This is a genomic window from Enterobacter cloacae complex sp. GF14B, assembly GCF_004136805.1.
GTDB classification, from domain to species: domain Bacteria; phylum Pseudomonadota; class Gammaproteobacteria; order Enterobacterales; family Enterobacteriaceae; genus Enterobacter; species Enterobacter hormaechei_C.
Genome location: NZ_QFRV01000093.1, coordinates 1 through 14,014, shown reverse-complemented (window position 1 = coordinate 14,014; position 14,014 = coordinate 1). Strand labels below are relative to the sequence as shown.

The following is a 14,014-nucleotide window of genomic DNA, read 5'->3' as shown; positions in this document are numbered from 1 at the left end:
GGTTCAGGACGGCACGCTGCCCGGCCAGGAGCAGTGGCGCTGGGATGCAGCCGGTAACCCGCTTGAAGGCTCTGCTGAGAAGGTCACGCACAACCGCCTGACGCAGCTGAACGGCATTCGCTGGCGCTATGACATCCACGGCCGTACCGTGGAGAAGGATAACGGCCAGACCCGCTGGCACTACCGCTATGACGGCGAGCATCGCCTGACAGAGGTCATCAGCCAGCCAAGGGACCGCAACAGGCCGCAGACGCTGGTCAGCTTCCGCTACGATCCGCTCGGGCGACGCATCAGCAAAACGCGCCGCCAGATGCTGGGCGGCCAGCCAACCGGTAAGCCAGTCACCACGCGGTTTGTCTGGGAAGGGTTCCGGCTGTTGCAGGAAGTGCACGGGGATGTGCCGCTGACCTACGTCTACAGCGATCAGGACAGCTACGATCCGCTGGCGCGTATCGACGGGGTTGATGCCCCGGAAATCTTCTGGTTCCACTGTCAGCCGAACGGCACGCCGGAACGGATGACGGATAGCGAAGGACAGGTGCGCTGGGAAGGGGTGAACAGCGCCTGGGGCAAGCTGCTGCGGGAAAGCGAGACGCAGGTATCAGGATATTCTCAGAACCTGCGCATGCAGGGGCAATACCTGGATCGTGAGACAGGGCTGCACTACAATCTGTTCCGGTATTATGACCCGGACTGCGGAAGGTTTACGCAGCAGGACCCGATAGGGCTGGCGGGGGGGATAAACCTTTACCAGTATGCGCCGAATGCGCTGGGGTGGGTGGATCCGTGGGGGCTATCTAATAGCGGTATATTAGATAAAGCTATGGCTGGTAAAGTTGGTGATAGACTTTCTGCTCACCATGTTATACCCGTTGAGGTGTGGAAAGAGAACCAATCATTCTTCAATAATATTGGTATCGGAAAAGACATGAACTCTGCATTTAATGGTATTCATGTTCCAGGTAGTGCATCAGCGATGAAACAAGATGCAGGGAAAGGTATGGATGTTTTCCATAGTAGTAATCATCATAACTATAGTGACATTGTCCGTCAGCGCATTGCTCGTGTTGAGCAACGATATAATTCTGGAAGATTGGATGCTAAAGGGGCGAGGATAGCTATAAGGCGGATCCAGATTGATATGAAGAATAAAATTTGGATGGGACATGTTCCCACAACAAAATGCAGGAGAATGAATTAATGTCCTATTATGTGATCATGAATGACTTTGAATCATCACTCATGCCAAGAAATTTACAGGGCATGGTTGATGAAAGATTACAGATCAATGAAAACTGGGAAATAGAAGGCTCTGCATTTTCCTTCCCTTATCGAATAACAGACGATGCATGCCCAGACCGTATTTATTTGTTGTGCAATAAAAATGTTGGGGCTTTGAAATTTGACTATTATAAAAAAGACTTTGGACACTTGATGGATAAGTCTTTATTTTCAATTTTTGAAAATTATAAGCACAATGTTTTTTTTGGCCGAGATATAACACCAGTTTCGATTGGGAATGGTCAAGTTCTTCGGGGTGATTTTAAATATGTATATTTTCCAGGCGGCGATGTTATAGATGAGGATAAATCTATTCTCGAAGAGGATAAGTTCGGAGATATCATACCTTTTAAAATTGAATTCAATGATGATGCGCTTGAATATGATATACTTTCGTTGAACGACACATTGTTAGGTGGTTTTATTATTGTTAAACAAGAGGTCAAGGAAGTTATAGAAAGTAAAGGCTTCCGGGGGTTGAAACTTGTTCCACTGGAAAATGCTTTAGACGTTTTCTGTGAAGATTATTTCTACGAAATAGACTCAAATCGTAAAAGAAAGGGCAACAAACTACCTTAATATTGAAGGGTGTCGTGCCATTATTGATTCTTTGTTTTTCTTTTTTAATGGCGCGAAGAAGTTCTTTGGATTATGGGTACATTTTTCAACTATGGGTCATAGTAATTTTAAGAGTAGCCAATAATGTTAACTCTTAAAGAGGAATAATGCATATAAAAAATACTATCCAAGACTTTGTTAACAAATTCAAAATGAATGATTTAAATATGGGAGAGATAGTCTATACAGACGATGAGAATGAAATTTCTTTTCCTGTAAATTTAAATGGTGAAATTCGATTTTTTTATAGCCATTTGATTTTAAATGACCACCCAACATTTGATGGTGCCTTCTTTATACAGATTGTTGAGTCCCAAGAGCTAAAAGAAATGTTATCAGGCTGGAGAGTTCAAAATGATACGGCTTGGCACGATGATTATGTAATCTTTGCTGAAAGAAATGGAGATGTTCTTTTTTGTGATATCAAAAATATAACCTCTCCAGTTTATGGTAGTATCCAAAAAAGAAATTTCATAATTTCCAGTTCCTTAGCTGACTTTTTGGATTCTTTTTGTTCTGCCATTGAGATAGAACAAAGTAAATATGATGGTGATGTTACAGCTGATGATTTTAATTTTAGAGAGGACTTTCTGAAAGATATCGATTTAATGCTAAAAAACAAGCTAAAGGATGTTGAGGCAGAAGGCTTTAAGCAATTCTTTTTTGACTAGGTTAATAATAAAAACTAACACTTTTAGAACCCTCCTTGCTTCTGACAACATTTTTCGCTTAAATCCACTTTTATATAGGCAAGGAGGTCTCTTTTCGATTGATAATGAATAAAAATATGAAAAACGGTTTCGATAAATTTGATGAAAAAGTTACATCTCTTGTACAAAAAGGAAACGAGTTTCACGGCAACCAAAAATACGCCGAGGCTTTAGAGCAATACCAAAAAGCCTGGCAAGCTCTTCCTGAACCAAAGCTCGAATCTGAATTTGCCAACTGGATCTCTGCCTGCATGTACAGCGCATATTTTGATCTCGCGGATTACGCTGAGGCAAAGAAATGGGGAGAGACGACATTACGGACACGTGGATCGGATATAGACACTGCACCCTTAATCGATCTCGGCATGGTCTGTTATGAGTTGAATCAATTCGAGGAAGCGTATAAATATTTTAACGATGCTTATAACTACGGCAAAGAGCGTGCGTTTCAGGATAGACCTAAAAAATATCTAGAGTTCTATCTGCGCAAGAGGGGATAAGTTCGTTACGCAATAAAAAAATCCACGCCAAAGCGTGGATTTTTTTCATTCAAAACAAATCAAACGTTAAACAGGAAGTTCATCACATCGCCATCTTTAACGATGTAATCTTTCCCTTCCGCACGCATCTTGCCTGCTTCTTTCGCGCCTTGCTCACCCTTGTAGGTGATGAAGTCTTCAAACGCGATAGTCTGCGCACGAATAAAGCCTTTCTCGAAGTCGGTATGGATCTTACCGGCCGCCTGAGGCGCAGTCGCACCCACAGGGATGGTCCACGCACGCACTTCCTTCACGCCAGCGGTGAAGTAGGTCTGCAGGTTCAGCAGCTCATAGCCTGCGCGGATCACGCGGTTCAGGCCCGGCTCTTCCAGACCCAGCTCGGCCATGAACTCTTCACGGTCGGCGTCGTCCAGCTCTGCAATATCAGATTCAACGGCAGCGCAAACCGCAACCACTACAGAACCTTCAGCCGCGGCAATTTCACGCACTTTGTCCAGATACGGGTTGTTCTCGAAACCGTCTTCGTTAACGTTGGCGATGTACATGGTTGGCTTCAGGGTCAGGAAACTCAGGTATTTGATCGCCGCTTTGTCTTCGTCAGTCAGGTTTTTCAGCGCGCGCAGCATGCCGGCATTTTCCAGCTGTGGCAGACATTTTTCCAGCGCAGCCAGTTCCGCTTTCGCGTCCTTGTCGCCGCCTTTGGCTTTCTTCTGCACGCGGTGAATGGCGCGCTCGCAGGTGTCGAGGTCAGAGAGGGCCAGCTCGGTGTTGATGACGTCGATGTCGTCAGCCGGATCCACTTTGTTGTTTACGTGAATGATATTGTCGTTCTCGAAGCAGCGCACAACGTGGCCGATCGCTTCGGTTTCACGGATGTTGGTCAGGAACTGGTTGCCCAGGCCTTCACCTTTGGAAGCGCCTTTTACCAGGCCCGCGATGTCCACGAACTCCATGGTGGTTGGCAGAATGCGCTGCGGCTTCACGATTTCCGCGAGCTGGTCCAGACGCGGATCGGGCATAGGAACAACACCGGTGTTCGGCTCGATGGTACAGAACGGGAAGTTCGCCGCTTCAATACCTGCTTTGGTGAGCGCGTTGAACAGGGTGGATTTGCCCACGTTTGGCAGACCGACGATACCGCATTTGAATCCCATTTCTAAATCACCTTAATCTCTTGATAATCAATCCGTTAACGATAACCGATTGAAGAAAAGTAAATAACTACGCCTATTATACACGTAACCCACGTGCCGCGCGGTAAAAATGCCGCAGGGCCTTGTTTATTGCGCTTTGAAAGCGTGCAGTCGATTGGTGGCTTTCGTCAGGCCGTCCTGAAGCCAAATCTCGGTGCAGCGGGCCGCTTCGTCTACCGCTTCGTCAATCAGCTTCTGCTCAGAAACCGGGGGTTTACCCAGTACGAAACCAACAACTTTGTTTTTATCGCCCGGATGGCCGATTCCCACGCGCAAACGGTGGAAATTAGGGTTATTACCCAGTTTGCTGATGATGTCTTTAAGGCCGTTGTGGCCGCCATGACCGCCGCCCAGTTTGAACTTCGCCACCCCTGGCGGCAGGTCCAGTTCGTCGTGGGCCACCAGGATCTCATCCGGATTGATGCGATAAAACGTTGCCATAGCTGCCACGGCTTTGCCGCTCAGGTTCATAAAGGTGGTTGGCACCAGCAACCGCACGTCAGCACCCGCAAGATTGATGCGTGAGGTATACCCGTAAAACTTGGGTTCTTCACGAAGGGGAGCGCGCAAACGCTCCGCCAGCAGATCAACATACCAGGCACCGGCGTTATGGCGGGTAGCAGCATACTCTGCGCCCGGATTGGCGAGGCCGACAATCAGTTTAATCGTCACGATTTACTTCCTAATGGGTTCCAGATCTGGCGCGTAGTTTACTGTCTGACGCGCCGCTTGACAAAGTTCTGCCTGCTGTACACCGAAATGCGAATAATTTCTTCTTTGAACAATTAGAATTTCAAGCTGTTCAATGTCTTATTTGTAAATTTTTGTCCGGGAGTTATCAGTAAATGTGATCATTCACGCAACTCATATAAGAGGCGTTGTCTATACTTTACACACAAGGAGAAGGGGCTTTTCCCCTGACAACCCAAAGTTCCGGAGGTGACATATGAAACGCAAAAACGCTTCAATGCTCGGTAACGTGCTAATGGGGTTGGGACTGTTCGTGATGGTCGCCGGTGTCGGTTATTCAATCTTAAACCAATTACCGCAGCTTGACCTCCCACAATACTTTGCGCATGGCGCGGTGCTGAGTATCTTCCTCGGTGCGGTACTGTGGCTCGCCGGGGCGCGCGTGAGCGGACATGAGGAAGTCTGCGATAAATACTGGTGGGTGCGTCATTACGATAAACGATGCCGCCGCGACCAGCGCAAGCATAGCTAGTGCCCCATAAAGAACACCGAAACGACTTCATCTGAAGTCGTTTTTTTTTGCATGACGCATTGACCCTCACGTAACGTAAGGCTTCAGAGTAACGACACTGGCAGAACAAAAGGAGCCGTTATGTTGATACAGGTGGGAGAACTGGCGAAACGTGCCGGGATCACCGTGCGGACTTTGCATCACTACGAGCAAACAGGGCTGTTGTTACCTTCTGCCAGAAGCGCGGCAGGCTACCGGCTTTATAACCTGGCGGATGTGCAGCGTCTGCATATGATCCAGACGCTGGCAAAAGCCGGGCTGGAGCTTGCCGAAATCAGGGATTTTCTGAAACAGCGTTCGCTGTCATTAGCCGAATTACTCGACGGGCAAATCACTCTGCTGGACAAGCAACTGCGTAGCATCCATACGCTGCGCAACCGGCTGGTGGAATTGCGTACCGGGCTGACCGACGATGCGACGCCGGATCTGGAATCCTGGCTACAGACTCTGGAGTTAATGAATATGTACGATCGCTGGTTTAGCAAAGAAGAGTTGCAGCAACTGCCGTTTGCGGTAGAGAAAGAGGCGCTGGCGGATATCTGGTCGGGGCTGGTGAGGGAGGTTAAACACTTGCTGGAACAGAACGTCAGCGTCACGGACGCGCGGGCGACCGATTTGGCTTCACGGTGGATGGAACGCCTGGAGCAGGATACCGCAGGCAAACCGGAATTTTTGACCCGTCTGAACGAGATGCACAGCGTGGAGCCGCAGATGCAGGCGCAAACCGGCATTACGCCGGAGATAACTGATTACATCACGCGGGCGTTTGCCGAATCAAAGCTCAGCATCTGGGAGAAATATCTCACTGCCGAAGAGATGGCCTTTACCCGGGCGCACTACTTTGACCGGATGATGGAGTGGCCGCCGCTGGTGGCGAAGCTGCATCAGGCGCAGCGAGATAATCTCAGTCCCGCTTCTGACGATGCGCAAAAGCTGGCAGAAAAGTGGCTGGTTTTATTCCAGTCCTATGCGGGAACAAACCCGCAGACCCAGCAAAAATTTCGCCTCGCCATGCAGCAGGAGCCGCATCTGATGAAAGGCACGTGGATGACGCCTGCCGTGCTTGAATGGCTCCAGCAGGCGATCGGGGTGATGATGCAAAGACGCGTCTCTGCATCAGATGACTCACAGATCCGCTAATGCAGCTTCACGGTTAGGGTAGAAGGACAATCGGCCAGGGATCGGCTGCACGCCTGCGCGCGCCATGGTGCGCAGGGGCTGGAATTCGAGGTTACTTATCCGCAGCTCGCAGCCTTCCGGCAGGCGGGCAACAAAGCGCTGGAAGGCATCCAGACCGCCGGCATCCAGCACCGGGACGGCATCCCACTTCAGCACCACAATCCGTTTGCCCGCGATGCGGGATTCCAGATCGCTGAACAAACCTTCCGCTGCGGCGAAGAACAGCGGACCAATCACGCGCAGCACCAGCACATCGTCAGGCACCTCAACGTTAACCGGGGAGAGACGCGTCATCTGCGCGATGCGGCGCATAAACAGCAGCGAGGCCAGCACTATGCCGACGCTGATAGCGATAACCATATCGAACAGCACGGTCAGCGACATGCAGATCAGCATCACGATAATGTCGTCTTTCGGCGCGCGGCGCAGCAGGTTAACCACCTTATGCGCCTCACTCATGTTCCAGGCCACCATCAGCAGCAACGCAGCCATGGCAGAGAGCGGAAGCCATGAAAGCAGCGGGGCAAGGATCAGCAGCGCCATGATCACCAGCAGGGAGTGAATGACCGCCGAAACCGGTGATGTCGCGCCCGCACGTACGTTCGCGGCGGAACGGGCAATCGCAGCCGTAGCCGTAATACCGCCGAAGAACGGTGCAACGATGTTCCCTAAGCCCTGGCCGACCAGCTCGCTATTGGCTTTATGCTTAGTGCCGGTCATGCCGTCGAGCACAACGGCGCACAGTAGAGATTCAATCGCGCCCAGCATTGCCATGGAGAATGCAGCGGGCAGCAGAGCGCGAAGGGAATCCCAGCTCAGGGTGAAGCTGGAGCCCGGCATGTCCCACGGCAGAACCAGCTGCGGCAGCAGCTGCGGAATGCCGCTGCCCTGTGAGCCGTCCGCCAGAACATAGTGGAACTGGGAGCCAATGGTGGCGACCTGTCCACCGAGCAGGTTGACGACGCCCATCACCGCGCAGCCCAGCAGCAGAGCGGGCAGATGCCCCGGGAGACGAATGCCTAAGCGAGGCCAGACGATAAGTGTGCCGAGGGTAACGATGCCAATGGCCGCATCGCCCAGGTTGGCCGTCGGCAACGCCATAAACAGCGCGCCCACTTTCTGTAAATAGTGCTCCGGAACATGGGCCATTTGCAGGCCGAGGAAATCCTTGATCTGCATGGTCCCGATGGTAATCCCAATCCCCGAGGTGAACCCCAGCGTTACGGAAAGGGGGATGTACTCAATCAGCCGCCCAAAGCGGGCCAGACCAAACAGAATCAAAAAGACGCCGGACATCAGGGTGGCAACCAGCAGGCCTGCCAGACCAAACTGTTGGGAAACCGGGTAGAGGATCACCACAAAGGCGGCCGTCGGGCCGGAGACGCTGAAGCGGGACCCGCCCGTCAGCGCAATCACAATCCCCGCAACGGCCGAGGTGTACAGCCCGTACTGCGGCGCGACGCCGCTACCAATCGCCAGCGCCATCGCCAGCGGGATGGCAATAATCCCGACGGTGATCCCGGCTATCAGGTCACGAACAAAGCGTGACGACGTGTATTTCTCTTTCCAGCAGGCGTCGATGAGGGCGCGAAAGGGCAGAACATGTGAGGAGGTTACTTTTTTCACAATTATCTATCATCCGTGTGCGCATCATCTGTCATATGAATGGCAGGTGAAGGAGGCATAAGTCATACAAATAAATACTATAAACAAAAAAACCCGCCGCAGCGGGTTTTTTGGCCGTGTTCGATCAGTGTTCGAACATTGCAGAGATGGATTCTTCGTTGCTGATACGACGAATCGCTTCGGCCAGCATCCCGGACAGAGTCAACGTACGCACGTTTGGCAGCGCTTTGATCTCGTCGCTCAGTGGGATGGTATCGCACACCACAACTTCATCAATGACGGAGTTACGGAGGTTGTTTACCGCATTGCCGGAGAAGATCGGGTGAGTGGCGTAAGCGAATACGCGTTTCGCACCACGCTCTTTCAGCGCTTCAGCGGCTTTACACAGTGTACCGCCGGTATCGATCATGTCGTCCACCAACACGCAGTCACGGCCAGCAACGTCACCGATGATGTGCATCACCTGAGAAACGTTAGCGCGCGGACGGCGTTTGTCGATGATCGCCATGTCGGTATCGTTCAGCAGCTTTGCGATAGCACGAGCACGTACCACGCCGCCGATGTCCGGAGAAACCACAATCGGGTTGTCCAGATTCAGTTGCAGCATGTCTTCCAGCAGGATTGGGCTGCCGAATACGTTATCAACCGGCACGTCGAAGAAGCCCTGGATCTGCTCTGCGTGCAGGTCAACCGTCAGTACGCGGTCAACGCCGACGCTGGACAGGAAGTCAGCGACTACTTTAGCGGTGATTGGCACACGCGCGGAACGGACGCGACGGTCCTGACGTGCATAGCCAAAGTAAGGAATAACAGCAGTGATACGGCCAGCAGAAGCACGACGCAGCGCGTCGACCATAACAACCAATTCCATCAGGTTGTCATTCGTTGGAGCACAGGTGGACTGGATGATGAAAATATCACCACCGCGTACATTTTCATTAATTTGTACGCTGACTTCGCCGTCGCTAAAGCGACCTACAGCGGCGTCGCCGAGGGAAGTGTACAGGCGGTTGGCAATACGTTGTGCTAGTTCCGGGGTGGCGTTACCAGCAAAAAGCTTCATATCAGGCACGAGAAGAACCTCAGGCATGCGTCCAGTGGTGGATAGCGTTCGCCGCAAACTGCGGGGCCTAAGCAAACGCTATCCAGGCGGTGTATTAAAGAGCGCGATGCAACGTCTGGAACAGGGTGACGTTGTCACCGAAACTCAGTCTGCGCCAGAATGGCCTGCTGTAGGGGGGAGATGTTCATCCCGCGTGCTACAAAACCATGCAGCCAAACCGGCGCTTGCTCAAGCACCTGACGGGCGGCGGTTTCGGTGTCAAATTCAGCAAAGACACAGGCCCCTGTACCGGTCAGGCGCGACGGCGCGTATTCTAACAGCCAGGAAAGCACCGCATCAACCTCGCGAAAACGTTTTCTTGCGATATCCTCGCAATCGTTGCTGAATTCACAATTTAATAACGTTTTTATTGACCGTACCGGGGTATTTCTTTTCAGGTCAGGATCTTTAAAGATGACCGGGGTAGGAATGCTCACGCCAGGGTGAACGATCAGATACCATTTTTCCGGCGGATCGACCGGCGTGAGGATTTCACCGACACCTTCAGCGAACGCCGCGTGGCCGCGCACAAACACCGGTACATCGGCGCCCAGCGTCAATCCTAACGCTGCCAGTTCGTCCGTCGTCAGACCGCAGTACCAGAGGTGGTTAAGCGCCACCAGTACGGTCGCTGCGTTTGATGAACCGCCACCAAGACCGCCGCCCATTGGCAGGCGTTTGTCGATACGGATATCCGCACCGCTTCCCGCTGGCAGACGACCCGACGACGACGCCGTTTTCATCAGAAGGCGAGCAGCGCGCACGATCAGGTTATCCTCATGCGCCACGCCGTCGACCGGCGTCAGCAGGTGAATCTGCCCGTCCTGACGCGGTTCGATGGAGATCGTGTCGCCGTAATCGACAAACTGAAACAGCGTTTGCAGGGTGTGATAGCCGTCAGCGCGCTGCCCGGTAATGTAGAGAAACAGGTTCAGTTTTGCGGGAGAGGGCCAGTGGGTCATCATTTAACGATCCAGTTGTCCATTTTCAGCTTGATACGCTGGCTACCCTGCGTCAGCTCCATATTGGACGGCAGCGACGGTTGAGTCTTGCTGTCATACGCGCTGTACACCACTTTCCAGGTTTTACCGCCCTGGGTGTAGTTTACCTGGCTCAGACGGTATTGATCGTCGAGCGTGTAGTCGGTTGCGTCACCCGGCAAGCCAAGGATCCACTGACGCAGACTATTGAGCGGAATCGGCATCCCGGTCAGCTTGCCAATCATCTCTTCGGCATCTGTCGCGGTGTAGTGCTGGCCTTTGTTATCGGTAATCTGCGCTTCGCCAGGCTTTGCGTTCAGCTCCAGTTCGGTGCTGCCCAGCGGGTTCAGCAGCAGCAGGCGATAGTTGTCCTGACCCGTTTGCTGCCAGAAGAAGCGAGCGTAAACTTTTTGCTCGTCAGAGAGATAAGCAAATGCACCGCGGGTCTGATACTGGCTTAATTTCAGCACGTCCTGCTGGTGCTGGCGCCACTGCGGTGAGTCAGGGCTTTTGCCCGGGCCTTTCGGCTGATGAACGGAACAGGCGGTCAGAACCAGGGCCGCCAGAGGCAGCAGGCGAATCATTCGGGTCATAATGATGACAAATCCTTGAGATACGTTGCAGTTATAACTGTTAATGCTAGCGTTGAAGGGTGCCACCGTCTACGTTCAAATTATCTCAAAGCGTGGCGTAAGCTATTACTCCGAAAGGGGGCAGTCTCTTTTATTGATCTCGCGCATCCTGTATGATGCGTCCTGCTAACCTTATTAACGCTGGTACTACTCCCGCTCAACATGACCCTATTAGCACTCGGTATCAACCACAAAACGGCCCCGGTTTCACTGCGAGAACGCGTTACGTTTTCGCCGGATACGCTCGACCTGGCGCTGGACAGCCTGCTTGCACAGCCGATGGTGCAGGGTGGCGTGGTGCTGTCGACGTGCAACCGTACCGAGCTCTATTTAAGCGTGGAGGAGCAGGACAACCTGCACGAGGCGCTGATCCGCTGGCTATGTGACTACCACAACCTCAACGAAGAAGAGCTGCGCAACAGCCTGTACTGGCATCAGGATAACGATGCGGTCAGCCATCTGATGCGCGTGGCCAGCGGTCTGGATTCGCTGGTGCTGGGCGAGCCGCAGATCCTCGGCCAGGTGAAAAAAGCCTTCTCGGATTCCCAGAAAGGGCATCTGAAAGCCAGCGAACTTGAACGAATGTTCCAGAAGTCATTCTCCGTGGCGAAGCGTGTGCGAACCGAAACCGACATTGGCGCCAGTGCGGTTTCGGTTGCTTTCGCGGCCTGTACCCTTGCCCGTCAAATCTTCGAATCGCTGTCGACCGTCACCGTACTGCTGGTGGGGGCGGGCGAAACCATCGAGCTGGTGGCGCGCCATCTTCGCGAACACAAGGTGAAGAAGATGATCATCGCCAACCGCACCCGCGAACGTGCACAGGTGCTGGCAGATGAAGTGGGCGCTGAGGTGATTGCGTTGAGCGACATCGATGAACGTCTGAAAGAGGCGGACATTATTATCAGCTCTACCGCAAGCCCGCTGCCGATTATCGGGAAAGGGATGGTCGAGCGTGCGCTGAAATCCCGCCGCAATCAGCCGATGCTGCTGGTGGATATCGCCGTTCCGCGTGATGTCGAACCGGAAGTGGGCAAACTGGCGAACGCCTACCTGTACAGCGTGGATGACCTGCAAAGCATCATTTCGCACAACCTTGCCCAGCGTAAGGCGGCGGCTGTGCAGGCGGAAACCATCGTTGAACAGGAAACCAGCGAATTTATGGCCTGGCTGCGCGCGCAAAGCGTCAGCGAGACCATCCGCGAATACCGCGGTCAGGCGGAGCAGGTGCGTGATGACCTGACGGCCAAAGCGTTAGCGGCCCTTGAACAGGGCGGCGACGCGCAGGCGATTATGCAGGATCTGGCCTGGAAACTGACCAACCGCCTGATCCATGCCCCAACCAAATCTCTTCAGCAGGCTGCCCGTGACGGGGACGATGAACGCCTGACAATTCTGCGCAACAGCCTCGGGCTGGAATAGCGCCCTATACCCATTTTCTAAGACAAGGTGCATTTACGCCTATGAAGCCTTCTATCGTCGCTAAACTGGAAGCTCTGCACGAGCGCCATGAAGAAGTCCAGGCGCTGCTCGGCGATGCCGGGACCATTGCCGACCAGGAACGTTTTCGCGCGCTGTCGCGTGAATACGCGCAGTTAAGTGATGTTTCAAAATGCTTTACCGACTGGCGACAGGTCCAGGAAGATATCGAAACCGCGCAGATGATGCTCGACGATCCTGAGATGCGCGAGATGGCGCAGGAAGAGTTACAGGATGCGAAAGCGCGTTCAGAAGAGATGGAGCAGCAGCTTCAGGTGCTTCTGCTGCCGAAAGATCCGGACGATGAGCGTAACGCCTTTGTGGAAGTCCGCGCCGGTACCGGCGGCGACGAAGCGGCGCTGTTCGCCGGGGATCTGTTCCGTATGTACAGCCGTTATGCCGAATCCCGTCGCTGGCGCGTGGAGATCATGAGCGCCAACGAAGGCGAGCATGGCGGCTACAAAGAGGTTATCGCCAAAATCAGCGGTGACGGCGTGTACGGTCGACTGAAATTTGAATCCGGCGGTCACCGCGTGCAGCGCGTGCCTGCGACGGAATCGCAGGGGCGCATTCATACCTCGGCCTGTACGGTGGCGGTGATGCCGGAGCTGCCGGAAGCGGAACTGCCGGATATCAACCCGGCGGATCTGCGCATCGACACCTTCCGCTCTTCAGGGGCAGGTGGTCAGCACGTTAACACCACCGACTCCGCTATCCGTATTACTCACCTGCCCACCGGGATTGTGGTTGAGTGTCAGGATGAACGTTCCCAGCACAAGAACAAAGCTAAGGCGTTATCCGTGCTGGGCGCCCGTATCCACGCGGCGGAAATGGCGAAACGCCAGCAGGCGGAAGCCTCTACCCGCCGTAACCTGCTGGGCAGCGGCGACCGTAGCGATCGTAACCGCACCTATAACTTCCCGCAGGGGCGCGTAACCGACCACCGCATCAACCTGACGCTGTACCGTCTGGATGAGGCAATGGAAGGCAAGCTCGATATGCTGATTGAGCCTATCGTGCAGGAATACCAGGCCGACCAGCTGGCGGCACTGTCCGAGCAGGATTAATGGATTTTCAGCGCTGGTTACGCCATGCCGCCAGTGAGCTTTCCACAAGTGAAAGCCCGAAGCGCGACGCCGAAATTCTGCTTGAGCATGTGACGGGTAAAGCCCGCACGTATCTGCTGGCTTTCGGCGAAACCGCGCTGACCGCTGAACAGCAATCGCAGCTGGAGACGCTGCTTGCCCGCCGTAAAACCGGCGAGCCGGTGGCGCATCTGGTTGGCGAGCGCGAGTTCTGGTCCCTTCCACTGTACGTCTCAGCGGCCACGCTGATCCCGCGCCCGGACACCGAGTGTCTGGTGGAGCAGGCGCTGGCGCGGTTACCGGCGCAGTCGTGTCAGATCCTCGATCTCGGCACCGGCACCGGGGCGATTGCGCTGGCGCTTGCCAGCGAG

At 53.4% G+C, this 14,014-nt stretch carries 15 protein-coding genes; 9 read left to right on the top strand and 6 right to left on the bottom strand.

Features of this window, described 5'->3' with window-relative positions; all coding sequences use genetic code 11:
- The 4 genes from DD606_RS21455 to DD606_RS21440 all read left to right on the top strand — a co-directional run.
- Positions 1-1,201: RHS repeat-associated core domain-containing protein (locus tag DD606_RS21455; RefSeq protein ID WP_176691456.1), on the top strand; the 1,201-nt coding region annotated here is incomplete at its 5' end.
- Complete coding sequence (locus tag DD606_RS21450) at positions 1,201-1,860, top strand: Imm43 family immunity protein (protein WP_045336435.1); 660 nt, start codon at positions 1,201-1,203, stop codon at positions 1,858-1,860. The genes DD606_RS21455 and DD606_RS21450, both read left to right, overlap by 1 nt.
- 146 nt (positions 1,861-2,006) lie before the next feature.
- The gene (locus DD606_RS21445; protein WP_045336437.1) at positions 2,007-2,570 is read left to right on the top strand and encodes a hypothetical protein; all 564 of its coding nucleotides are present in this window, start codon (positions 2,007-2,009) and stop codon (positions 2,568-2,570) included.
- A 116-nt stretch (positions 2,571-2,686) separates the two neighbouring features.
- On the top strand, positions 2,687-3,109 hold the full coding sequence (locus tag DD606_RS21440) for a hypothetical protein (RefSeq protein ID WP_008499501.1): 423 nt from the start codon (positions 2,687-2,689) through the stop codon (positions 3,107-3,109).
- A gap of 59 nt (positions 3,110-3,168) precedes the next feature.
- Here DD606_RS21440 and ychF read toward each other — a convergent pair whose 3' ends face one another.
- Together ychF and pth are read right to left on the bottom strand one after the other, a co-directional pair.
- Positions 3,169-4,263, bottom strand: coding sequence for a redox-regulated ATPase YchF (gene ychF / locus DD606_RS21435; RefSeq protein ID WP_003856650.1), 1,095 nt, complete (start codon positions 4,261-4,263; stop codon positions 3,169-3,171).
- A gap of 126 nt (positions 4,264-4,389) precedes the next feature.
- A complete protein-coding gene (gene pth / locus DD606_RS21430) occupies positions 4,390-4,974 on the bottom strand; it encodes an aminoacyl-tRNA hydrolase (RefSeq protein ID WP_006810922.1) in 585 nt (194 codons plus the stop codon).
- 274 nt (positions 4,975-5,248) lie between these two features.
- On the opposite strand from pth, the gene ychH reads away from it, so the two are divergent.
- Both ychH and DD606_RS21420 read left to right on the top strand, forming a co-directional pair.
- On the top strand, positions 5,249-5,524 hold the full coding sequence (gene ychH / locus DD606_RS21425; RefSeq protein WP_003856655.1) for a stress-induced protein YchH: 276 nt from the start codon (positions 5,249-5,251) through the stop codon (positions 5,522-5,524).
- 120 nt (positions 5,525-5,644) lie between these two features.
- Positions 5,645-6,703, top strand: a complete 1,059-nt coding sequence (locus DD606_RS21420) for a MerR family transcriptional regulator (protein WP_058656958.1) — start codon at positions 5,645-5,647, stop codon at positions 6,701-6,703.
- Here DD606_RS21420 and dauA read toward each other — a convergent pair.
- From dauA to lolB, 4 genes are all read right to left on the bottom strand, one after another.
- The gene (gene dauA / locus DD606_RS21415; protein ID WP_129259093.1) at positions 6,689-8,368 is read right to left on the bottom strand and encodes a C4-dicarboxylic acid transporter DauA; all 1,680 of its coding nucleotides are present in this window, start codon (positions 8,366-8,368) and stop codon (positions 6,689-6,691) included. The two genes, DD606_RS21420 and dauA, sit on opposite strands and share 15 nt — an antisense overlap.
- Positions 8,369-8,492: 124 nt before the next feature.
- Complete coding sequence (gene prs / locus DD606_RS21410; RefSeq protein WP_003856663.1) at positions 8,493-9,440, bottom strand: ribose-phosphate diphosphokinase; 948 nt, start codon at positions 9,438-9,440, stop codon at positions 8,493-8,495.
- A 125-nt stretch (positions 9,441-9,565) separates the two neighbouring features.
- Positions 9,566-10,435 (bottom strand): 4-(cytidine 5'-diphospho)-2-C-methyl-D-erythritol kinase, encoded by an 870-nt coding sequence (gene ispE, locus DD606_RS21405; protein ID WP_045336440.1) that lies wholly within the window; start codon positions 10,433-10,435, stop codon positions 9,566-9,568.
- Positions 10,432-11,043: a lipoprotein insertase outer membrane protein LolB gene (gene lolB / locus DD606_RS21400; RefSeq protein ID WP_003856665.1), complete on the bottom strand. Its 612-nt coding sequence runs from the start codon at positions 11,041-11,043 to the stop codon at positions 10,432-10,434. Before lolB ends, ispE begins: the two co-directional genes overlap by 4 nt.
- A gap of 201 nt (positions 11,044-11,244) precedes the next feature.
- Between lolB and hemA the strand changes: the two genes are divergently transcribed.
- The 3 genes from hemA to DD606_RS21385 form a co-directional block, all read left to right on the top strand.
- The gene (gene hemA / locus DD606_RS21395; RefSeq protein ID WP_129259091.1) at positions 11,245-12,501 is read left to right on the top strand and encodes a glutamyl-tRNA reductase; all 1,257 of its coding nucleotides are present in this window, start codon (positions 11,245-11,247) and stop codon (positions 12,499-12,501) included.
- A gap of 41 nt (positions 12,502-12,542) precedes the next feature.
- Positions 12,543-13,625 (top strand): peptide chain release factor 1, encoded by a 1,083-nt coding sequence (gene prfA / locus DD606_RS21390; protein ID WP_003856667.1) that lies wholly within the window; start codon positions 12,543-12,545, stop codon positions 13,623-13,625.
- On the top strand, positions 13,625-14,014 hold a 390-nt coding region (locus DD606_RS21385), incomplete at its 3' end, for a HemK/PrmC family methyltransferase (protein ID WP_139158329.1). The genes prfA and DD606_RS21385, both read left to right, overlap by 1 nt.